The sequence below is a fragment of the Microbacterium sp. UBA7513 genome (genome assembly GCF_002478345.1).
In the GTDB taxonomy this organism is placed as follows: domain Bacteria; phylum Actinomycetota; class Actinomycetes; order Actinomycetales; family Microbacteriaceae; genus Microbacterium.
In genome coordinates this window covers 1-21484 of the sequence record NZ_DLNJ01000003.1, presented here as the reverse complement: position 1 = coordinate 21484, position 21484 = coordinate 1, and the positions used below count along the sequence as shown (strand labels likewise).

Here is a 21484-nt window from a genome sequence, read left to right as displayed (position 1 = left end):
GCTCCCACGACCCAGCCATCACAACCAGGCCCGCAGGGCAACTTCTCTATCTTACCGATCTCGTTTCCGTTGTCAAGTCCGAGTTTCTTCGGCCTGACCGTGGGAACGGATCAGCATCCTTCATCCTGTTCACTCAGAGTGTGTGGGATTCGGGAGGTGTTCGATGCTTGACGGGAGCCGGTCCGAGGACCTCCGCTCAACCGTTTGGGGCGAACAGCTAATAACTTACGTGGGTTCCGAGCATCGGGCAAATCACCGTCGATTCCCGGGCGTGTCGCCCGCCCCTCAGTCCGCGGCCCTTCCCGCCGGCGCGAATCGGGAGGAGTCGGAGTGGTCCTCGGGCTGCATATCCCCGACGCGCTTCGGCGTCGCGACGACGGCCAGCAGTGACACCAGGCAGGCGCCGATGACGAACAGCACCACGAGCCAGAGGCCTCCCCCGGCGGCCGCGACGAGAGCGGAGGCGATGAGGGGGGTCGGCCCCGCGACCAGAGCGCCGTTGAGCTCTCGGGCCGTCGCGACGCCCGTGAAGCGGTAGCGGGTCGGGAAGAGATTCGTGAGGAAGGTTCCGGTGGAGGCGGCGGTCGCTCCCACCGCGATGACACCGAGCGCCGTCATCCCGAGAGCGGCCAGCACCGGGTCGCCGGACTGCAGCGAAAGGAAGACCGGGTACGTGAGGACGATCCCGGCGACGGAACCGAAGACAACCACGCGCTTGGCCCCGAAACGATCGACCGCGACCCCACCGAGGACGGGAGCGAAGGCGGTGAGCAGCGAGGACACCAGGACCGAGATCAGCGCCTCGACCCGGGGCATGCCGACCGTCAGCGTGAGATAGCTCAGCGCGAAGGCGCTCAGCACGTAGTTCGTCACGTTGTGCCCGCAGACGCTGAAGAAGCCGAGGATGAGCTCGCGAGGACTGCGCCGGAAGAGCTCCGCCAAGGGCACCTTCGTCGCGGACTGCTCCGCGTTCGCCACAGCATCCCGGTACTCGGGCGTCTCCTCCAGACGACGACGGATCCAGAGCGCCAGCACGAACAGGACGGCGGAGACCAGGAACGGAATGCGCCAGGCCCAGCCGAGCAGCACGTCGCCGGGAAGCATCGAGGCGAACGTGAAGGCCAGCGTCGCGAGGAACGCTCCGCCCGGGGCGCCCGAGGTGACCAGTCCGATGACCCTTCCCCGGCGCGGTTCGGGTGCGTACTCCGCGACGAGCGTGAGGGCACCGGCGAGTTCCGCTCCGGCACCGAAGCCCTGGATGAAGCGGAACAGGATGAGCAGGATCGGCGCGGCCACCCCGATCGCCTCGGCGGTCGGGAGGACCCCGATGCCCACGGTCGCGATCCCCATGAGCACGATGGTCAGGATCATCGCGGGCTTCCTGCCGACCCGGTCGCCGAGGTGGGAGATGAGGAGGCCGCCGAGCGGCCGCACGACGAAGCCCACGGCGAAGGTCGCGAAGGCGAGCATCGAGGCGGAAGCCGGGATGACGTCCGGGAAGAAGAGCGGGCCGATCACGAGACCCGCGGCGGCGCCGTAGAGGGCGTAGTCATACCACTCGATGAGGGTGCCGAAGTAGGCGGCGGCGATCGCGCGCCTCGCCTGCGGGGTCATGGTGCGCTGCTGTTCGTGGGCCATGGGGTGTCCTTTCGTCATTGAAAAGTACTGGCGTGGTCGTGGCTATCCGGTGGGCGCGAGGACCGCGGTCCCCCGGCCGCGCAGCTCGGCGGTCGTGCGCACGCCGAGAAGCTGCATCGTCGACAGGGTCTCGTCCGCCACGAGGTCGAGCGCCCGCTCCACTCCGATGCGGCCGCCCGCCATGAGGCCGTACATGTATCCCCGGCCGAGGAAGACGAAGTCGGCCCCCGCGGCGATCGCGGCCACGACGTCGAGTCCGCTGCGGATACCGGAGTCGAGCAGGAGGGGGATGTCGTCGCCAAGGGCGGCCCGCACGGCGCCCACGACCTCGATGGGCGCGATCGCACGGTCCAGCTGGCGCCCACCGTGGTTGGAGAGCCAGATGGCGTCCGCGCCGGCGTCGATGAAGCGCTCGGCGTCGGTGGCGGAGAGGACGCCCTTCACCACGATGGGCCCGGCCCAGTTCCCCCGCAGCCACCGCACGTCGTCCAAGGACAGGGCGGGATCGAACATGCTGCTCACCACGTCGGTGACGCTTCCCGACCGCGGACCGAAGTTCGCCATGGCCGGTGCGTCGTGCGCCAGGAGGTCGAGCGACCACGCCGGGTGGAGTGCCGACTGCGCGGCAGTGCGCAACGTCAGCCGCGGCGGCATCGAAAGCCGGTTGCGGTCGTCGCGGTAGCGCTGCCCCGGGACCCGGGTGTCGACGGTCAGCACGAGCGTGTCGAACCCTGCCGCGGCGGCCCGCTCGATCAGGGCGAGCGACGCGGCGCGATCGCGCCGCAGGTAGAGCTGGAACCAGCGGCGCGCACCGGGGGCCGCGTCTGCGACGTGCTCGATGCTCCGCGTGCCCATCGTGGAGAGCACGAAGGGCACGTCGCGGCTCGCGGCCGCGCGCACACCGTCGGTCTCGCCGGTCGCCCGCATGAGGGCGGTGAGACCGATCGGCGCGATGCCGAGCGGCATCGCGTGCTCGCGTCCCAGCAGCCGGGTGGCGAGTGACGCCCCCGCGGCGCTCTCCGTGACGGAGGGCACGAACTTCCGACGGGCGAAGGCCGACTCGTTGTCGCGCGCAGCCTGCTCGGTCACCGCAGCACCCTCGACGTAGTCGAAGACGAATCCGGGAACGCGTCGCTTCGCCAGCCGTCGGAGGTCGTCGAGGCTGCGGGCTTCAGCCACGCGCTTCGCCTCGGTGGGAAACGCGGGCGGAGCGAAGCTCAACAGCTCGGTGAAGGTGCGGATACGACGTCGCAACAATCCTGGATCCTCTCGGCAACTCCCATCGAGGCCGAAGAGCCGACCGCGGTGTCGGCACCCACCATAGCCGTCGAATATCTTGGCCACAATAGGCATATTCCTGAGATATATCTAAAGCGCTCATGACGCCACGAGGACGAGGCGAGGGTGGTTCAGGCCTCGAGGAAAGCGTGGAGGACGAACTCCCGCAGCTCGACGAGATGACGGCGCATGGCCTCCTCGGCGGCTTGCGGATCTCCGGTGCGGATCGCCTCCAGCACCTGCTGGTGTCCGTTGTTCTCGACGTCCGAGTGGATGCGCGCATCGATGGCCGGGATCAGATGATGACTCCGTGTCGTCTCGTCGAACAGGCCGCTCATGAGCGTCTTCGCCCGAGCGTTGCGCGCCGCGCCGAGGATGCACTCGTGGAACGCGCGCGCCGCGTCGGTCAGCTCCGCCGTACCGGAGCCGCTGCGCTGCGCCTCCAGGATCGAGCTGAGCTCCTCGACGAAGGCCTCGTTGCCGTAGCGGGTCGCCCCCGCCGCCATCGGCGGTTCGATGATCAACCGCAGGTCGAGCACCTCGCGCACCTCGTTGATGCCCAGCGGGCGGACGACGTATCCGCGTCGGGGAAGGGCGACGACGAGCCCCTCGACGACGAGGATCTGCAGGGCCTCCCGCACCGGCGTCTTCGACACCCCGAAGCGCGCGGCCAGCTCGGGCTCGATGACGACCTCGCCCGGGGCGAGCCGGGTGCGGACGATGTCGTCCCGGAGCGCCACGTACACCTTCTGCGTGCGCGAAAGGACCCGATTCCCGTCGCCGAGAGCCGCGGCACGGCGCCGACTGTCGACGGCATGCGTGTGCAGGGTCGAGCCGGATTCGCTGGGCGTCGCGTCCATGCCCTCAGCCTAGGGGCACCGAATCGACCCCCGGCCGCTGCTGAGCGGTCTCGTCGCAGCGGTCGAATCGGGCCCGTGCGCCAGCTCCAACGAAAGAACCTCGCCCCGCGAGCTGCGGGGCGAGGTTCCTTCGTTCTGTTCCTGTGGACCTAAGGGGATTCGAACCCCTGACCTCCTCGATGCGAACGAGGCGCGCTACCAACTGCGCCATAGGCCCGTGAACGACATCTACGTTATCACGCTCGGGATCCCGGACACGTCGAGCGTTGAAGTTCGCTGATCTATCGCTGGCGACCCACCGCGGTGGGTCGTATCTTTGGCGATGGCGGAGTCGAAGGGGGCACGATCTTGACCACGCGACCGAACATTCTGTTCTTCCATGTCGACAACCTGGGGTTCGGCGAACTCAGCTGCTACAGCGGCGGTCCGTTGCGGGGCGCCTGGACCAAGCGCATCGATGAGTTCGCGGCACGCGGGTTCCGCATGACGAACTACGCCCCCGAAGCCCAGTGCACGCCGACCCGTTCGGCTCTGATGACGGGGCGGTATTCGATCCGTTCCGGCACCCACAGCGTGCCCCTCGGCGCTCCGGGCGGATGGGGACTCGTTGCGTGGGAGCGCACCCTCGGCGACGTCCTCTCCGAGGCCGGGTACGCGTGTGCGGTGTACGGCAAGTGGCACGTCGGCGAAGGCGCGGGGCGCTGGCCCACCGACAAGGGGTTCCGGGAGTGGTACGGACCGGCCCGCACCTACGACGAGGCGCTGTGGCCCTCCGATCCCTGGTACGACCCCGAACGCGACCCGGTATCGCGCATGCGGGAAGGCAAGCACGGCGACGCGGACGTGACCGAAGGCGTCCAGCTCACCCTCGACGTGCGGCGGGACGTCGACCGCGAGTACCTCGAGCGCGCGGAACGCTTCATGCGCGCATCGGTCGATGAGGACAAGCCGTTCTTCGTCTACTTCAACCACTCGCTCATGCATATGCCTGTCCTCGCCCGGGAAGAGTTCCAGGGCACCTCCGGCAACGGCGAATGGTCGGACGCGCTCCTCGAGCTCGACGCCGACTTCGGCCGCCTCGTCGACCTGATCCACGAGCTCGGCCTCTCCGACGACACGATCATCGTGTTCGCCGGTGACAACGGCCCGGAGGAGGTACTCACCTGGCGCGGCACGCCGGGCTTCTTCGAAGGGTCTTACTTCGCCGGCGGCGAGGGGAACCTGCGCACCCCCTGCATCGTGCAGTGGCCCGGCCACGTCGCCGAAGGCGTCGTCAGCAACGAGATCATGCATGTGACCGACTGGTTCACCACGCTGATCTCCGCAGCCGGCGCGGAGTTGCCCGACGACCGCGTCATCGACGGCGTCGACCAGTCGAACTGGCTCGCCGGTCACCAAGAGGCGTCGGCACGTGACGGCTTTCCCTACTGGATGGGTGAGAAGCTGTACGGCGTCAAGTGGCGGAACTTCAAACTCGCTCTCGTCGCCCAACGCTACGCGAACGATCCACCGGCAGAGCTGAGCTCGCCGCACCTGATCAATCTGATCACGGACCCGCAGGAGCGCGAGCCGATCGACGCGCAGTACCTGCACAGCTGGACGATCACGCACTTCAACCGCATCCTCGGCGAGTTCCGCGCTTCGGTGCAGCGCGAGCCATTGATCCCCGCAGGTGCACCCATAGACCACATCCCGGGGCCGACCGGAGGCTAGGCCCCGTCGGCGACTCTTCTCCAGCGCGGTCGCCATGGTGATGTTGACGAGGTCTGCTCGCCCCTGACAGTGTCGTGGAAGGTGGCGCATCGGCTACCACCAGACGGAGAGGTTGTCGATGTCGCGAGTCGCGTCCGCGGACGAACGGGTGGCGGTCGAGCATCGAGTGCTCGGGTTGGACAGGCGCACGTTCGCGAAGGCGATCTTCGTCGGGGTCGTGTTCCTCGTGTTCACGGTCGTGATCCCCCGCATCGATGCGGCGATCCCCTGGAACGACCCGGTGGTCGCCGGTGACGAGCTCGCACTCACCGAGGACATCGCTTTCACGCCGGCCGTGGGGTGGAACATCGAGGCGGGTCACCGCCTGAACGCGGACGGGTCTGTGGACCAGAGCGGCGACGCGACGCTCACGGGCTCGGGCGTTGAGTTCGATGTGACGACGGGCGCCTTCGAAGGCACCCCCCAAGAGTTGCTCGCTCAGATCGACAAGGTCACCGCGGCAACCGTCGACCCCGCTTTCCGCGTCGACGGCGCTGCGGCGACCATGCGCACCGACTCCGGTGAGAGCGGAGTCCTTCAGCAGTACAGCAGCATGAACGAGGACGGCGTCATCGCCGCATTCGTCATCGACGGAACGGGAATCAAGGTGACCGCACACGGCTCGCCCGCGCAGATGAAGGCTGCGGCACAGCAGATCGCCGACATGGTCGCCAGCATCCGTACCCTCGACGCGGAGGACGCCTCATGAGCCAGCAGACACTCGGCACCGCAACGCTGGACCCCGAGGAGCGGCAGCGCGTCGCCATCGACATTTCCGGGTGGGGGCAGCCGTTCCGGTTCGTCCAGCTCCGCAACCTCTGCTTCTGGGTGTACGTCGTGCTGACCGGCATCGGTGTCGTGCACATCTGGTCGTACTTCCGCAGCGACGTCGTGTTCTACGCCGAGCCGTTCGCCGTCGCCGCCGTTCTGTGCCTGCTCAGCGGGGCGGCGTGGGCCGGATGGTTCCACCACATCGACCGGTGGGAACGCCAGCCCGGCGGGTTGATCGCCGCTGCCCTGGTGTGGGGTGCGATCCCGGCGACGTTCGCGTTCGCTCTGCCCGTCAACTCCGCCATGCTCGGCATCTACCCCAAGCTGTTCGGCCAGGACTGGGCTGCGAACTGGGCGGCAGGCCTGACCGCTCCCTTCACCGAGGAACTCGCGAAGCTCTGCGGTCTCATCCTGCTGATGGGGCTCGCCCCGCGCCTCATCCGCACCGCGAACGACGGACTCATCATCGGCGCCTTCCTCGGCCTCGGCTTCGCCGTCTTCGAGGACTTCCTCTACGCCGCCAACGGCACCATGACCTCGCTCAGTGCGAACCCGGACAGCGCCGCTGTGACGATCTCCATCACCCGCATCGCCACCAGCGCGGTTTCGCACCCTCTGTTCAGCGCCTTGGTCTGCAGCGGCGCGATCTACATCCTCGGCACGGCTGCTCAGCCGCGGCGTGTGCTCCGCGGCATCCTGTTCGTCCTCGCCGGCATGTTCCTCCACTTCACCTGGGACGACGCCACCGGTCTCGGCGGCGGGAACGGTCTGGGGGTCGTCGCGGTCATGGCCGGGTCCGTCATCCTCGCCCTCGTCATTCTCAGCATCGCGTTCCGCCTCGCCGCGCCCCGAGAGCACCAGTTCGTGCGCGACCTTCTCGCGCCCGAGGTCGCAGCCGGCACCGTCACCGACGAGGAGATCGAGGCCATGGTCGACCGCAAGGCCCGGAAGACATGGTTGCGAGCCGCTCCCGGCCACCGCGAGAGGCGAGCCCGAAAGCACCTCCGTCACGCCCTGTTCGACCTCGTGCACGCCATCGCCCAACCGGACGACAAGCACGCCGAAGAGCTCGAGCACGCCCGCGGCGAGGTCTCCAGGCTCCGCATCCAGGCTCGGAGCTGAGGCGCATGCAACCCCGCTGATGGGCGGGGACACGGAAAAACCCCCGATTTCTCGGGGGTTTCCATGGCGGTGACGGTGGGATTTGAACCCACGGTAGGGGGTTACCCTACACAACTTTTCGAGAGTTGCACCTTCGGCCGCTCGGACACGTCACCGCGGATCAGTTTACGACACCGGGGCCGAGCGCGCGAATCGGCGGGTCACCAGGCGGTGGCGACCTCGGCGTGGGCGCGGAGGATGCCCTTCGTGGATCCGGCGGGGGCACGCCCGATGCCGCACTCCGTGGCGACGCCGAACTCCGGCGCGAACGGGATGGCGGCGGCGATCCGGCGACGCGCACCCTCCGCGCCGTCCTCCCGGTGCACGAGGCCGAGGTAGAGCTCCTCGACCGGGGTGAGCGCGGCGAGTGGGGCGAAGTAAGCCTCGTCGTCGTGACCGATCGGCACGGGAAGGTGCAGCCAGGTGAGCGGGCGATGGGCCGCGGCGATGACCGCATTGGCGTAGCGGACGAGGGAGCCGGCGTCGGTCGGCTCGAAGAAGTGCTTCTCCCCCGCGTCGCCGTAGCAGAGGTGCACGCCCACCTCCACGCCGTCCGGGACGGCGTCGACGAGGGCGGCCAGACGCGAGACGAGTCCGTCGAACGGGTCACCGGGCCACCACGCCGCCATGACGGCGCCGTAGCCGGAGGCCCCCTCGAGGATGCCCATCTCGCTCGCGACGTCCCACTGCACCGCGAGGTCGTCGTGCGGGATCGCCGCGAGGATCTCGTCGAGCTCGCGGAGCATCGCGGCGGTGTACACGGGCTCGATCGCGGCCCGGTCGTCGCCGTGGAAGAAGGAGGAGATGACGGCGAGCGGGGTGGGCAGCGACACCTGGAACCGGGTGCCCGCCGGGATGGCCCCCTCCTCACGCAGCCGGGCGAAGAGCCCGTACGACTCGATCGCGGCCGAGGCGTACCCCAGCGGAGGCAGTGCGATCGTCGCCGGGTCCACGCCCTCGGCGATCCGGAGACCCCGTGCGTCGATGCCGGCGGGGAACGGGATGGGCTCGTCGCCGATCCGCTCGATGCCGTCCGCCTGGCCGATGACGTCGGGCTGGAACATGATCCAGTGGAACCGCTTGCCCACCTCGCCGTCCGGGATGCGGCGCAACCGGTCGCCGAGCAGCTCCGCCGCCGTGCGCATCGTGGTCTCGGCGTCGTCGAAGTTCACACTGCCCACGAGAAGGGCACCCTGGGGCTGCGTCATGGCCTCAGGATATCCCTCGCCGACCCACCCCCTTCCGGCCGAGCCACCCCGCTGCGTGCGGGCGGAAGGGGGTGGGACACACGCAAGGGGGTGGGTCGGCGAGGGGAGGTCGGGATTAGGATTGCCTAAGAACCCGCCGCCTCCGGGGGCAGAACGACGGGAAGGATGCAAGCAGCATGGGATTCATCACGTCTGCGGCGCTCGCCGAGACCGGATACGTGGTCCTCTACGACGAGACCACCCCGGTGGACCCGTCCGAGTGGCGGGACCTCGAGTACGTCGGCTGGCGCTCCTCCGGCATCACCCGCTTCGCGCCCCTGACGAGCTACGCGGGCGACATCGACTGCAACGGCTTCTGGAACCACACGCCGCCGCGCACCGACAAGGACGGCGTCTGGATTCCCTCACAGGTCGCGATCGCCCCGACCCTGCAGCGCCGCGCCCTGGCCCCGGGCGCCGGCGTCGGCCGCTGCCGGGTCATCGAGCTCCAGCCGAACGACTACGCCGACGCGATCTACAACCTGCACCAGGACGACAACAACCGCCTCAACGAGCCGGGCACGGGCTGGGTGGTCCGCGGGTATTACAACCTCACCGATGACACCGACTCGATGCTCATCCTCCGCTCCGACCGGTTCGACCCGGCCACCGAGGTCCGCCTGCCGCTGCGCGCCGGCTCCCGGATCATCGTCGACACGCAGCGCTTCTGGCATGCCGTATGGCATCGCGGTACCGGCCCCCGGTACGCGCTCATCACCTCCTGGACCAGCGGCCCTGAGCTCGACGCATACATCGCCGCGCACCACGGCGACCCGCATCCGCCGACGGTCGACCTCGACCCGCGTGTGGTGGACGAGGCCCAGGTCGAGATGCACCGCCGGATCGAGGAGCGCCGTCGCGCGTTCGAGGCGCAGGGCATCGTGATGGAGCCGCCCGCCGACATGAACCTCGTCGGCTGAGGCTCAGACCGTCCGGCCGCCCTCGATCCGCACGACCCGGTCGACCGTCCCCGCGGGCGGCGCCACGTGCGAGATGAGCAGCACCGACTGCTCCCCCGTCGCCTGCAGCAGGTCGCGCAGGAGAGCGTCCGAGGCCTCGGGGTCGACGCCCGCCGTCGGCTCGTCCAGCACGAGCACCGGGAAGCCACGGAGCAGCGCGCGAGCCAGAGCGATCCGCTGCGCCTGACCGCCGGACACCAGCGCACCGCGGTCGCCCACCCGCGCATCGAGCCCTCCGCGCTCGCGCACCCACGCCGCGAGTCCCACACGGTCGAGCACGGCGAGGAGTTCTTCGTCGGTGGCCGTGTCCCTGGCGAAGAGGAGGTTCTGCCGCACGTCCTCGTCGAAGAGCTGCGGCTGCTGCTCGCACAGACCGACGACGCGGCGCAGCGAGGGCCCGGACAGCGCCGCCGCGTCGAGATCGCCGATCCGGTATTCGCCGTTCACGCGGAGGAACCCGACGAGCGCGGCCGCCAGCGAGCTCTTGCCCGCACCGCTCGCGCCGGAGACGAGCATGCGCTCGCCGGGCGCGAGGTCGAGGTCGATGCCGGTCAGCGCCGCTGCTCCTCCGGGCCAGTGCGCCGTGACTCCCCGTAGCGTGAGCGCGGGGACGCCGTCGACCTCGACGTCCTCCCCCGCGTCGGTCCGCAGCTCCGGCGGCATCCGTTCGGGCAGCACGTCCACGATGCGCTCCGCGCTCGCACGGACGCTCCGCCACGAGGCTGCCGCGATCGGAACGGCACCGAACACCTCGAACACGACCATCGGCACGAGCACCGCGACCGCGAGCCACGGGGCGTCGATGACTCCGGTGGCGAGGCCAGGGGCCGCCACCGCGAGTGCCCAGACGGATGCGACCCCTGCCATGAGCGAGACCACTCCGGCGGCGACGGCCTGTGCCAGCGACGCCCGGCCGACGACCCGGCGCAGGGCGGCGTCGGCCTCGCGGATGCGCTCCCGGGCCTGCGCCTCCGCACCGAACGCGAGCAGGACGTCGAGGCTGCCGAAGTAGTCGACGAGGGCGGCGGACACCTCGGCCCGACGCGCCGACACCGCGGCCTCCGCACGGGAGCCGAAGATCCAGCCCAGCCCGACGGCGGCGAGCGCGGCGACGAGGAGGCAGACGGCGAGGGTCAGCGCGGCGGGCGGCGACACGAAGGCGAGGAAGCCGACGGCCCCCAGGGCGACCACGCCCGAGACGGCGAGCGGCTGCACGACCCGGAGCGGGAGGTTCTGCAGGTTCTCCACGTCGTCGACGAGAGCCGCGAGCACCTGGCCCCGGTCCGTCGCGCCGAGCCCCGCCGGCGAGAGCGGGATGAGGCGGCGCACCATGTCGGACCGGGTCGTGGCGAGCTGTCGGAGGGCGGCGTCGTGACCGCTGAGCCGCTCGAGGTACCGCGTGACGGCTCGGGTCACGGCGAAGAACCGCACCCCGACGACCGCGATGGACAGCGGCACGAGGGAGTCGACGATCGACGCGCTCACGATCAGCCAGCCGCTCACCGCGAGGAGGCTCACGGCGGCGGCCGCCGACAGCACGCCCCAGATCAGCCCGGGGAGGAAGCGGCGGAACGGCGGCTGCGCGAGCCGGAGCACCTCCCGGACCCGGTCGCTGCGGGTCGTCTCGTTCATGCGCTCACCCCCAGCGCCACGATCCGGTCGGCGATGCCCCTGGCCGAGCGGCGGTGCGAGACGAGGAGGATGGTCGCGCCGGCATCCGCCCGCGCGCGCAGTGACCGCCACAGCCGCTCCTCGGTGTCGGCGTCGAGGGCGCTGGAGGGCTCATCGAGCGCGAGCATCCGCTCCGGCATTCCGTCGTGGCGGTACAGCGCCCTGGCCACCGCGACGCGCTGCGCCTGTCCTCCCGACAGCCCTGCGCCCTGCACACCCAGCACGCGGTCGGCCTCGATGCCCTCGGCGCACGCGGCGTCGAGCGCCCGGCGCACACGGGCGAGGTCGGGAGCGGCATCCCCGAGGGCGACGTTCTCCGCGACCGTGCCGCGCATCAGCCCCGGCGTCTGCCCGGCCCAGGCGAGCCAGTCGGACGGTGCGAGCTCGGCGATGTCCCGTCCGCCCCAGGTCGCCGTGCCCGTGGACTCCACCGCCCCGCGGAGGGCGGCGAGCAGACTCGACTTCCCGGAGCCGCTCGGCCCCTCGATCAGGGTCACCGACCCGGGCTCCGCGACGAAGGACACCGGCGGAAGGTCTCGCACGCGGAGTCCCTCGACCACGAGTTCCCGCCCCGCCGGCACGACGTCGGCCCGGCTGCCGGACGAGTCCACAGGGTTCGGTCGTGCATCCGTGCCGGGGTCGTGCGGGCGCACGCCGCCGCGGTCCCGGTCGCGCGCCGCATCGAGCACGTCGAACACGTCCTCCGTGGCCGCGACACCCTCGGCCGCCGCGTGGAACTGCACGCCCACCTGACGGATCGGGAGGAAGGCCTCCGGGGCGAGCAGCAGCACGAAGAGCCCGACCTCCAGACTCAGGTCACCCGACAGCAGGCGGAACCCGACCGCGACCGCGATGAGCGCGACCGCGAGCGACGACAGCAGCTCCATCGCGAACCCGGAGAGGAACGAGAACCGCAGCACCTTCATGGTCTCGCGGCGGTACTCGTCGGCGGTCACCTCGATGCGGTCGGCCGCCCGGCGGTCCCGGCCGAACAGCCGCAGCGTCGACAGCCCCTGGACCGTGTCCGCGAAGCGGGCGGCGAGGTGCTGCAGGGTCTGCCACTGCTTCTTCTGCACCGTGCGGGTCGCGATGCCGATGAGGATGAGGAACAGCGGGATGAGCGGCAGGGTGATGACGGCGGTGAGTCCGCTCGGCCAGTCCTGCCACCACATGACCGCGACGAGCACCGGCGTCGCGATGACGGTGAGCACGAGCTGCGGGATGTACCGGGCGAAGTACGCGTCCAGGGCTTCCAGGCCGTGACCGGCGGTGACGGCGACCTGGGTCTGGTTGCGCTGTGCGAGCCAGCCCGGGCCGAGACGCCCGACGGCCGCGACGAGCGCCGCGCGCAGTTGCATCCCGGTCCGGGCGGCGGCCTGGGTGCCTGCGGCGTCGGACGCCGCGATGAGCAGACCCCGCAGGAGCGCGGTCCCGAGCAGCCAGAGCAGGGTCGCCGTGACGTCGCGCCCCGCGATGGCGCCCACGACCGCCTCGGTGAGGAGCCAGGCGAAGGCGATCGTCACCGCGGTCTGGAGGATGCCGATCGCGGCCGACGCCAGGAGGAACCCCCGGGCGGCGGCCGCGTATCGGAGCAGCCTCGGATCGACGGGTTTCACGCGTGCGCCGGAGCCCCCTCGATCGACCGGCGGGTGACGCGCTTGCGGAACACCCAGTAGGTCCAGGTCTGGTACGCGATGACCAGCGGGAGTGCGATCAGCGCGGTCCAGCTCATGATCTGCAGCGTATACGGGGTGCTGGACGCGTTGGCGATCGTGAGGCTGTACGCCGGGTCGATGGTCGACGGCATGACGAACGGGAACAGGGCGGAGAACAGCATGACGACGGCGAACATGACCGTGAGCATTCCGGCGAAGAACGCCCACCCGTCGCGACGGACGAGCGAGAAGCCGACCGCCGCGATCAGGCTGACCGCCGCGAGCGCACCGGCGCCGATGACCAGCCAGAGCAGCGGGGCCTCGCGGCCCATCGCGATCGCGACCGTCCAGATCACCGTCGCGGCGGCGCCGAGGATCGTCGGGATGGCCGCCTTCTTCGCGAGCTTCTGTGCATCCTCGTGCACCTGACCGTCCGTCTTCAGCGCGACGAACAGCACGCCGTGCAGGAAGAAGAGCAGCAGGGTCGTCACACCGACCAGCAGCGCGTACGGGTTGAGCAGCGAGAAGAAGCCGCCGACGTAGATGTGGTTCTCATCGATCGCCACCCCCTGCACGATGTTGCCGAAGGCGACGCCCCAGAGCAGCGCAGGGACGACGGAGCCGATCACGATCATCCGGTCGAAGCCCTGCTTCCACTTCCGGCTCTCCCGCTGATGGCGGTACTCGAACGAGACGCCGCGGAGGATGAGCGCGAGCAGGATGAGCAGCAGCGGCAGGTAGAACCCGCTGAACAGCGTGGCGTACCACTCGGGGAACGAGGCGAAGAGCGACGCCCCGGCCACGATGACCCACGTCTCGTTGAGGTCCCACACGGGACCGATCGTGTTGATGACCTGTCGGCGGGACACGTCGTTCTTGCCGAGGAACGGCAGCGACATGCCGACACCGAAGTCGAACCCGTCGAGGACGAAGTAGCCGACGAACAGGAAGGCGACCACCCAGAACCAGATCGTTGCGAGATCCATGATGCTCGTTCCTCTCAGTACACGACCGACGGCAGCTGAGCCGTCTCCTCATGGGGCTGTTCGTCGGTGTCCGGCCCCTTCTGGGCGGCCTTGACGATAAGCCGGACCTCGACCACGGCCAGCGTGGCGTAGATCGCGGTGAAGGCGATCAGCGAGATCAGGACCTCAAGCCCGCTCACGCCGGGCGAGACGCCGTCGCGGGTGGACATCAGGCCGAACACGATCCAGGGCTGTCGACCCATCTCGGTGAACACCCAGCCCATGATGTTGGCGGCGAGCGCGAGCGGGAACGACCAGATCGCGACCTTCCACATCCACGGCGCGACCGGCTTCGTGGCCTTCTTGCGGGTGACCCAGAGGCCGGCGACGGCGACGAGGGCGGCGGCCATGCCGAGGCCGATCATCCAGCGGAACGACCAGTACGTGATCCACAGGACGGGGGCGAAGTCGGTGAGGCCCGTGCTCGCATACGTCTGGGCGTACTCGGCGTTCAGGTCGTTGATGCCGTGCACACAGGCGTCGAGCGTGTGGGTCGACAGCAGCGACAGCAGATACGGCACCCGGATCGAGAACAGCTCCGAGCTGCCGTCCGGCGTGCCCAGCGTGAAGAGGCTGAAGGAGGCATCGGCGCCGCAGACGGTGTTGAACGTCGCCTCGGCGGCGGCCATCTTCATCGGCTGCGCCGCGTACATCGCCAGGCCCAGCTGGTCGCCGGTGAGCACGACGCCCGCGGTGGAGAAGATCATCGCCCAGAGGCCGAACTTCAGCGAGATGCGCATCGTGTCGAAGTGCTGCCCGCGCGCCAGGTGCCAGGCGGACACCGAGATGACGACACCGGCGGCGAACATGAGCGCGCCGAAGATGGTGTGCGGGAACGCGGCGAGGGCGACGGGGTTGGTCAGCAGCGCCCAGAAGTCGGTGAGCTCGGCGCGGTTGGTCACCTCGTTGTACGTGTAGCCGACCGGGTTCTGCATGAACGCGTTGGCGGCGATGATGAAGTACGCCGACAGGATGCTGCCGATCGAGACGCACCAGATGGTGGCCAGGTGGATCTTCTGCGGGAGCTTGTCCCAGCCGAAGATCCAGAGGCCGATGAAGGTCGCCTCGAAGAAGAACGCCAGCAGCCCCTCGAAGGCGAGCGGGGCGCCGAAGACGTCGCCGACGAAGCGGGAGTAGTCCGACCAGTTCATGCCGAACTGGAACTCCTGCACGATGCCGGTGACGACCCCCATCGCGAAGTTGATGAGGAAGATCTTGCCGAAGAAGCGGGTGAGGTGCAGATACTGCACCTTGCCCGTTCGCACCCACGCGGTCTGGAAGATGGCGGAGACGAGCGCCATGCCGATCGTCAGTGGGACGAAGAGGTAGTGGTAGACGGTCGTCAGGCCGAACTGCCATCGGGCCAGGGCGAGCGGATCAAGCCATTCCATGAGCGACTCCCGTTCTGTTCGACGTCTGCGCGGCGGTGTCGCGCAGCTGCACGGTGCATTCGGAGGGGAGCGCAGCCTCGCGCACGCACTCGGCTTCGAGCGGACCCCCCGCTTCTGCAAGGATGCCCTGCATCAGCCCGAGATGCACCTGGCACAGCATCGGGCGGTCCTCCGGCCGGCCGGCCGCGTGCGGGCACGGGCTCAGATCGACGGTCAGACCGCGGTCGTCCACGACCGGCTCGAAGCCGCTCTCCTCCAGGTGCTCGACGAGCGCGTCGAGCTGGTAGGTGGCGTCCTTGCCGAGGGCGGTCCCGGTACCGGGGAGGACGCTGCGGAGGAGGTCGCCGCGACGGGCGGCGGCCTTGGCCTTGTTCCGCGCGACCGGGCTGGAGGCATCCGGCGCACCCGTGGCAGCGCGGTACAGCGTGCGCGGGCGACCGCGCGTGGTGCGGTGCTCCACGGTCGGGATGACGTAGCCGCCCTCGATGAGCCGCTGCAGGTGCTCGCGCACCGTGTTCGGGTGGAGGCCGGTGGCCTCGCACAGATCGCCGATCGCGAGTTCCCCGGAGGCACCGGAGTGCCCGGCCTCGAAGAGGAGGTGCAGGATGCGCACCCGGGAGTAGCTGGAGATCGGCCCGCAGACGGACCCGCCGTTGGACATGTCTCAATTATCGGCCGGGGTCGGTGCCCGGTGGGGGAACCGGGCCGTGAATAATCGCCTGGTCGATAGGGATGTCTGATGCCGCCGATAGCCTGAGGGCATGGCCACCCGGAAACCTGCTCCCCCCGCGTACGTCTGCACCGAGTGCGGGTGGACGACGGCGAAGTGGGTCGGTCGCTGCGGGGAGTGCCAGCAGTGGGGCACGGTGCAGGAGCAGGCCGCGCAGACCGGCATCCTCCGACGCGTGAACGCGCTCGCTCCGACCGCCGATCGCGCGGCGCGCCCGATCACGCAGATCACGACGCAGGACGCGCCGCGCCGCACGAGCGGGGTCGGCGAGTTCGACCGGGTGCTCGGCGGGGGCATCGTGCCGGGTGCCGCGATCCTCCTCAGCGGCGAGCCCGGCGTCGGCAAGTCCACCCTGCTGCTCGAAGTCGCCGCGCAGGCCGCGCGGAGCGGGCGTCGGGTGCTCTACGCGAGCGCCGAGGAGTCGCCGGCCCAGGTGCGCCTGCGGGCGGAGCGGACGGGGGCCCTGCACGATGAGCTCTACCTCGCGAGCGAGACCGACCTCGCCACCATCCTCGGTCACATCGACGATGTGCAGCCGCAGCTCGTCATCGTCGACTCCGTGCAGACCGTGTCGTCGTCCCTCACCGACGGCGCTGCCGGCCAGCCCAGCCAGGTGCGGGAGGTGGCCGCAACCCTGATCCGGGTGGCGAAGGAGCGCGATCTGCCGATCATCATCGTCGGGCACGTGACGAAAGACGGCCAGGTGGCGGGGCCGCGGGTACTGGAGCACCTCGTCGACGTGGTGTGCCATTTCGAGGGTGACCGCCAGACCTCGTTGCGCTTCATCCGCGCGCTCAAGAACCGCTTCGGTCCCACCGACGAGGTCGGCTGCTTCGAGATGACCGGAGACGGGATCGCCGAGGTCCCGGACCCCTCCGGTCTCTTCCTGTCGCAGGGCGCCTCCGAACCCGGGACCTGTGTGGCCATCTCCCTCGAGGGCCGTCGTGCCCTCCCCGTCGAGGTGCAGGCGCTCACCGTGCCGAGCAACGCTCCGAACCCGCGCCGCATCGTGCACGGCCTCGACTCCTCACGGGTGGCCATGGTGCTGGCGATCCTGGAGCGACGGGCGGGCGTGCCCACCGGCAGCCTCGACGTCTACGTATCCACGGTCGGCGGCGTGCGCTTCACCGAACCCGCGGCCGACCTCGCCATCGCGATCGCCGTCGCCGGGTCCATCCAGATGATCTCGGTTCCGCGCACGGTCGCCGCCGTCGGCGAGCTCAGCCTCGCGGGCGAGGTGCGGCCGGTGACGCAGGCGGCGCAGCGGCGGTCCGAGGCCGCCCGACTCGGCTACGAGCAGGTGGTCGATGACCGCTCGAAGACCCTGCGCGCGGCGCTGGGCGACATCCGGGCACGCAACAGCGCCCGTCGTCCCGACCACGATATCCCGCCGTTCTGAGCCGGAGGACCGCCCGGGTCAGGCGTCGAGCGCCTTGAGCAGCTCCACCGGGTCGGCCTGCATCGGGTGCGGTCCCGCGATGTCGAGGAACACGGTCGTGATCGGGTGCGCGGAGAGGAAGGCGCGCAGCCAGGCGGCGTCGTAGATGCCGACGCCGGGCGGCAGGTTCGCGGGCTTGTTCTTCGCGTCGCTGAAGAGCAGCAGAGCGAGGTCACCCGAGTTCGGGTCCCGATAGGTCCACACCTCGCCGCTGTCGAGCGGGTTGTCACGGGCTCCGGGCTTGATGAGCGGGACGACCGTGGTGCCGTGGCGCAGCGCGAGGGCGACGGCGGCGACGTCCTGCTTCTCGAGGGCGAGCGCCAGAGCCTCCGACCGGAAGTCCTCGGGCGCGGGCTTCTTCTTCGCGGACTTCGACTTCTTCGCTGCCATGGTTCCAGCTTAGGCATCGGGGCGGCGTGGCGGCGCCGGAGAAAGATTGGGGCCCTCTCGAGTCCTCCATTGGGGACTGGGGTACTCGAGAGGGCCCTCGGACTCTCGAGCGGCGGTGTCGAAGCGCTGGGGACGCTGTGATTCGACGCCACTGGGGATGGCATGTTGCCGCATAGCGGGAGAGTCACCTCTATGGTATCCCAAAGACCGGGCCCTGTCAGCACAAGTACCGGTCGGGGCTCTCAGAACAGAAGGATCTGGGTGGTGGTGGCGCTGGGGAACCCACCGATGGACACACCCACGTGATATGAGGAGCCACCGCCGGGCGCGCGCTGCCGGTTCTCCTGCGCGCAGGTCTCGACGCTGGATCGGGTGCGATCCCAGACCACCGGCTCCTTGCTCACCACGGTGGACCCGGCGGTGAGTGTGGCGATCATGCTGCTCGGGTTCTCCTGGCAGTCGGTCGAACGCCACCACACGTCCGAGCCGCTGGAGACCGTGAAGACCTGGGTCGTGGAGCCCACGTCGATCGTGCAGTCCCTGGCACCCTTGTTGGTCAGCGAGATGGAGAGCTTCGGCGACGCGCCGTCGGCGTACGACTCCGCGTCCGTCACGGCCTTCACCTCGACGTCCTTCGCCTCGCACGCGACGACAGCCGGAGTGGCGTCGGTGGATGGCGAAGGCGCCGGGGAGGCCGAACCGGACGGCGTGGGTCCGGGAGAGGCGGAGGAGGTCGGCGCGGGCGCCGGCTCCTGCGCGCCGGTGGCCGCCCACGGCCGGGCGATGAGGAGCCAGACGGAGCCGCCGACGAGCGCGACGACGAGGATCAGCCCGAGCAGCACGGCCAGCCGCCGACGGCGGTACACGGCGGCGGAGTGACGGGGCATGCCTCCAGGTTAAGCGATCCCCCTCCGCGAGCCTGGGAGGCGCGAGGCGGTCGGCCCGGCCTCAGAGCACCTTGAGCATGCGCGTGTTGCCGAGCGTGTTGGGCTTCACGTGCGCCAGATCGAGGAACTCCTCGACTCCGGCGTCGCCACTGCGCAGGAGCTGCGAGTACACGTCGGGGTCGACGACCTGTTCCCCGATCGGGGTGAAGCCGCGACGCCCGAAGAAGTCGACCTCGAACGTGAGGCAGAACAGGCGGGTGAGCCCGAGCGCGCGCGCGTTCTCCTCGAGCTGCTCGACGATCGCCCGTCCGACGCCGTGGTGGAGCCAGTCGTCGCGGACGAGCAGGGTGCGCACCTCGCCGAGGTCCTCCCAGATCACGTGCAGAGCCCCGCAGCCGATCAGCTCACCGTCGGCCTCGGCCACGACGAACTCCTGCACGGCGCCGTAGAGCACCGCGAGGTCCTTGCCGAGCAGGATGCGCTGCTCCACCATCGGCTGGAGCAGGTTCCGGATGCTGACGATGTCGGCGCTGCGGGCCGGCCGGACGATGTACGCGCTCACCCGACCAGCCTAGGACCCGCCCCTCCCGACGACTCCCAGACGCGGCACAGCTTCGGAGATCCCGGCCGACACCCCGGCGCCAGGGAGCCGCGCCCCGTGTGTCGTCTCTCATCTCCGAAGCTGTGCCCAGACGCGACGGGGTGGAGACGACGAAGGGGCGGATGCCGTCGCATCCGCCCCTTCGGGTGATCGTGTCGAGGATCAGTCGTTGCCGGTGATCGCCAGGTCGGGCGTGCCCGAGATCGCGCCGCCGCCGGTGTTCACACCGACCGCGACCTTCTCGCCGCGCGGGCCGTGCTCGAACAGGAACTCCCCGTCCTTCGCGTCGACCTTCACGTGGTCACCCGAGTCGAGCTCGCCGTGCAGGATCTTCTCCGACAGACGGTCCTCGATCTCGTGCTGCATCGCGCGACGCAGCGGACGCGCACCCAGGGCCGGGTCGAAGCCGATCTCGATCAGGCGCTCCTTGGCGGACTGCGACAGCTCGATCGTCATGTCGCGGTCGAGCAGACGCTCGCCGAGGCGCTTCGTGAACAGGTCCACGATCTGCACCAGCTCGCTCTTGCTCAGCTGCGGGAAGACGATGATGTCGTCGACGCGGTTGAGGAACTCGGGCTTGAAGTGCCGCTTGAGCTCCTCGTTGACCTTGCCCTTCATCCGCTCGTAGCTCGTGGCGTTATTGCCCTCGATCTGGAAGCCGACGGGGCCGCCGGCGATGTCGCGCGCACCGAGGTTCGTGGTCATGATGATGACCGTGTTCTTGAAGTCCACGATCCGACCCTGACCGTCGGTGAGGCGACCCTCTTCCAGGATCTGCAGCAGCGAGTTGAAGATGTCCGGGTGCGCCTTCTCGATCTCGTCGAAGAGGACCACGCTGAACGGCTTGCGCCGCACCTTCTCGGTGAGCTGGCCACCCTCTTCGAAGCCGACGAACCCGGGAGGGGCACCGAACAGCCGCGAGACGGTGTGCTTCTCGCCGAACTCGCTCATGTCGAGCGAGATGAGCGCGGCCTCGTCGTCGAAGAGGAACTCCGCGAGCGCCTTGGCCAGCTCCGTCTTTCCGACGCCCGTGGGGCCGGCGAAGATGAACGAGCCCGAGGGACGCTTCGGGTCCTTGAGGCCGGCACGCTGACGACGGATGGTCTTGGAGAGCGCCGCGATGGCCTCCTCCTGACCGATGACGCGCTGGTGCAGCGCCTTCTCCATGAAGACGAGTCGGCTGGACTCCTCCTCCGTCAGCTTGAACACGGGGATGCCGGTCGCCTGGGCGAGAACCTCGGCGATCAGTCCCTCGTCGACGACCGCCTGGGTCGCGACGTCACCCGCACGCCACTGCTTCTCGAGACGCAGACGCTCGGCGAGGAGGCTCTTCTCCTCGTCGCGCAGCGAGGCGGCCTTCTCGAAGTCCTGCTCCTCGGAGGCGATCTCCTTCTGCTCGCGCACGGCGGCGATCTTCTCGTCGAACTCGCGCAGCTCGGGCGGGCTGGACAGGATCGACAGACGCAGGCGTGCGCCCGCCTCGTCGATCAGGTCGATGGCCTTGTCCGGGAGGAAGCGGTCGGAGACGTAGCGGTCGGCGAGGTTCGCCGCGGCCACGATCGCGCCGTCGGTGATCTGCACCTTGTGGTGCGCCTCGTACCGGTCGCGCAGCCCCTTGAGGATGTTGATCGCGTGCGGCAGCGTCGGCTCGTTCACCTGCACCGGCTGGAAGCGGCGCTCGAGCGCGGCGTCCTTCTCGAAGTGCTTGCGGTACTCGTCGAGCGTGGTGGCACCGATCGTCTGGAGCTCACCGCGGGCGAGCAGCGGCTTGAGGATGCTGGCCGCGTCGATCGCGCCCTCGGCGGCACCCGCACCCACGAGGGTGTGGATCTCGTCGATGAAGACGATGATGTCGCCGCGCGTGCGGATCTCCTTGGTGACCTTCTTCAGACGCTCCTCGAAGTCGCCGCGGTAGCGGGAACCGGCGATGAGCGAGCCGAGGTCGAGCGAGTAGAGCTGCTTGTCCTTCAGCGTCTCGGGCACATCGCCCTTGACGATCGCCTGGGCAAGGCCCTCGACGACGGCGGTCT

Annotated in this window: 18 protein-coding genes and 2 tRNA genes; 5 read left to right on the top strand and 15 right to left on the bottom strand. The window is 69.6% G+C overall.

The genetic code is table 11. The features are described from left to right. Positions 1–285: 285 nt before the first annotated feature. From B2W79_RS01540 to B2W79_RS01525, 4 genes are all read right to left on the bottom strand, one after another. Positions 286–1638 carry an MFS transporter gene (locus B2W79_RS01540; RefSeq protein WP_292786221.1) on the bottom strand — a complete coding sequence of 451 codons (1353 nt, stop codon included), beginning with the start codon at positions 1636–1638 and terminating at the stop codon, positions 286–288. 42 nt (positions 1639–1680) lie between these two features. Continuing rightward, the gene (locus B2W79_RS01535) at positions 1681–2817 is read right to left on the bottom strand and encodes an alpha-hydroxy acid oxidase (protein ID WP_292786218.1); all 1137 of its coding nucleotides are present in this window, start codon (positions 2815–2817) and stop codon (positions 1681–1683) included. A gap of 230 nt (positions 2818–3047) precedes the next feature. Beyond that, positions 3048–3776, bottom strand: coding sequence for a GntR family transcriptional regulator (locus tag B2W79_RS01530; RefSeq protein WP_292786215.1), 729 nt, complete (start codon positions 3774–3776; stop codon positions 3048–3050). A gap of 144 nt (positions 3777–3920) precedes the next feature. Next, a tRNA-Ala gene (locus B2W79_RS01525) sits at positions 3921–3993 on the bottom strand. A gap of 131 nt (positions 3994–4124) precedes the next feature. On the opposite strand from B2W79_RS01525, the gene B2W79_RS01520 reads away from it, so the two are divergent. From B2W79_RS01520 to B2W79_RS01510, 3 genes are all read left to right on the top strand, one after another. Continuing rightward, complete coding sequence (locus B2W79_RS01520; RefSeq protein ID WP_292786213.1) at positions 4125–5489, top strand: sulfatase-like hydrolase/transferase; 1365 nt, start codon at positions 4125–4127, stop codon at positions 5487–5489. A gap of 118 nt (positions 5490–5607) precedes the next feature. After that, positions 5608–6237 carry a hypothetical protein gene (locus tag B2W79_RS01515; RefSeq protein ID WP_292786211.1) on the top strand — a complete coding sequence of 210 codons (630 nt, stop codon included), beginning with the start codon at positions 5608–5610 and terminating at the stop codon, positions 6235–6237. Continuing rightward, complete coding sequence (locus B2W79_RS01510) at positions 6234–7421, top strand: PrsW family intramembrane metalloprotease (RefSeq protein ID WP_071329960.1); 1188 nt, start codon at positions 6234–6236, stop codon at positions 7419–7421. Before B2W79_RS01515 ends, B2W79_RS01510 begins: the two co-directional genes overlap by 4 nt. 64 nt (positions 7422–7485) lie before the next feature. On the opposite strand, the gene B2W79_RS01505 is transcribed toward B2W79_RS01510, so the two are convergent. Further along, positions 7486–7576, bottom strand: a tRNA-Ser gene (locus B2W79_RS01505). Between the two features lie 45 nt (positions 7577–7621). Further along, entirely contained in the window at positions 7622–8668 is a 1047-nt protein-coding gene (locus B2W79_RS01500; protein ID WP_292786210.1) for a hypothetical protein, read from the bottom strand. Positions 8669–8844: 176 nt separating this feature from the next. Here B2W79_RS01500 and B2W79_RS01495 point away from each other — a divergent pair, with 176 nt between their 5' ends. Further along, a complete protein-coding gene (locus B2W79_RS01495; protein WP_292786209.1) occupies positions 8845–9627 on the top strand; it encodes a hypothetical protein in 783 nt (260 codons plus the stop codon). 3 nt (positions 9628–9630) lie between these two features. Here the strand turns inward: B2W79_RS01495 and cydC are convergent, their stop codons facing one another. The 5 genes from cydC to B2W79_RS01470 are packed head-to-tail and all read right to left on the bottom strand — an operon-like array spanning position 9631 to position 16069. After that, positions 9631–11298: a thiol reductant ABC exporter subunit CydC gene (gene cydC, locus B2W79_RS01490; RefSeq protein ID WP_292786208.1), complete on the bottom strand. Its 1668-nt coding sequence runs from the start codon at positions 11296–11298 to the stop codon at positions 9631–9633. Then, positions 11295–12953: a thiol reductant ABC exporter subunit CydD gene (cydD, locus tag B2W79_RS01485; protein WP_292786207.1), complete on the bottom strand. Its 1659-nt coding sequence runs from the start codon at positions 12951–12953 to the stop codon at positions 11295–11297. The genes cydC and cydD overlap by 4 nt, the downstream gene beginning before the upstream one ends. After that, positions 12950–13978: a cytochrome d ubiquinol oxidase subunit II gene (gene cydB, locus B2W79_RS01480; protein WP_071329955.1), complete on the bottom strand. Its 1029-nt coding sequence runs from the start codon at positions 13976–13978 to the stop codon at positions 12950–12952. The genes cydD and cydB overlap by 4 nt, the downstream gene beginning before the upstream one ends. 14 nt (positions 13979–13992) lie before the next feature. Next, positions 13993–15408, bottom strand: a complete 1416-nt coding sequence (locus B2W79_RS01475; RefSeq protein ID WP_071329954.1) for a cytochrome ubiquinol oxidase subunit I — start codon at positions 15406–15408, stop codon at positions 13993–13995. Then, a complete protein-coding gene (locus B2W79_RS01470) occupies positions 15395–16069 on the bottom strand; it encodes a helix-turn-helix transcriptional regulator (RefSeq protein ID WP_071329953.1) in 675 nt (224 codons plus the stop codon). The genes B2W79_RS01475 and B2W79_RS01470 overlap by 14 nt, the downstream gene beginning before the upstream one ends. 100 nt (positions 16070–16169) lie before the next feature. Between B2W79_RS01470 and radA the strand changes: the two genes are divergently transcribed. Continuing rightward, positions 16170–17537, top strand: a complete 1368-nt coding sequence (radA, locus tag B2W79_RS01465; RefSeq protein ID WP_292786186.1) for a DNA repair protein RadA — start codon at positions 16170–16172, stop codon at positions 17535–17537. Positions 17538–17555: 18 nt separating this feature from the next. Here radA and B2W79_RS01460 read toward each other — a convergent pair whose 3' ends face one another. The 4 genes from B2W79_RS01460 to B2W79_RS01445 all read right to left on the bottom strand — a co-directional run. Then, positions 17556–17966 (bottom strand): dehydrogenase, encoded by a 411-nt coding sequence (locus tag B2W79_RS01460; RefSeq protein ID WP_071329951.1) that lies wholly within the window; start codon positions 17964–17966, stop codon positions 17556–17558. Between the two features lie 242 nt (positions 17967–18208). After that, positions 18209–18853 (bottom strand): hypothetical protein, encoded by a 645-nt coding sequence (locus B2W79_RS01455; RefSeq protein WP_292786181.1) that lies wholly within the window; start codon positions 18851–18853, stop codon positions 18209–18211. A gap of 61 nt (positions 18854–18914) precedes the next feature. Continuing rightward, positions 18915–19415, bottom strand: a complete 501-nt coding sequence (locus B2W79_RS01450; RefSeq protein ID WP_259955273.1) for an amino-acid N-acetyltransferase — start codon at positions 19413–19415, stop codon at positions 18915–18917. Between the two features lie 201 nt (positions 19416–19616). After that, the coding region (locus B2W79_RS01445; protein ID WP_292786177.1) for an ATP-dependent Clp protease ATP-binding subunit at positions 19617–21484 on the bottom strand (1868 nt) is incomplete at its 5' end.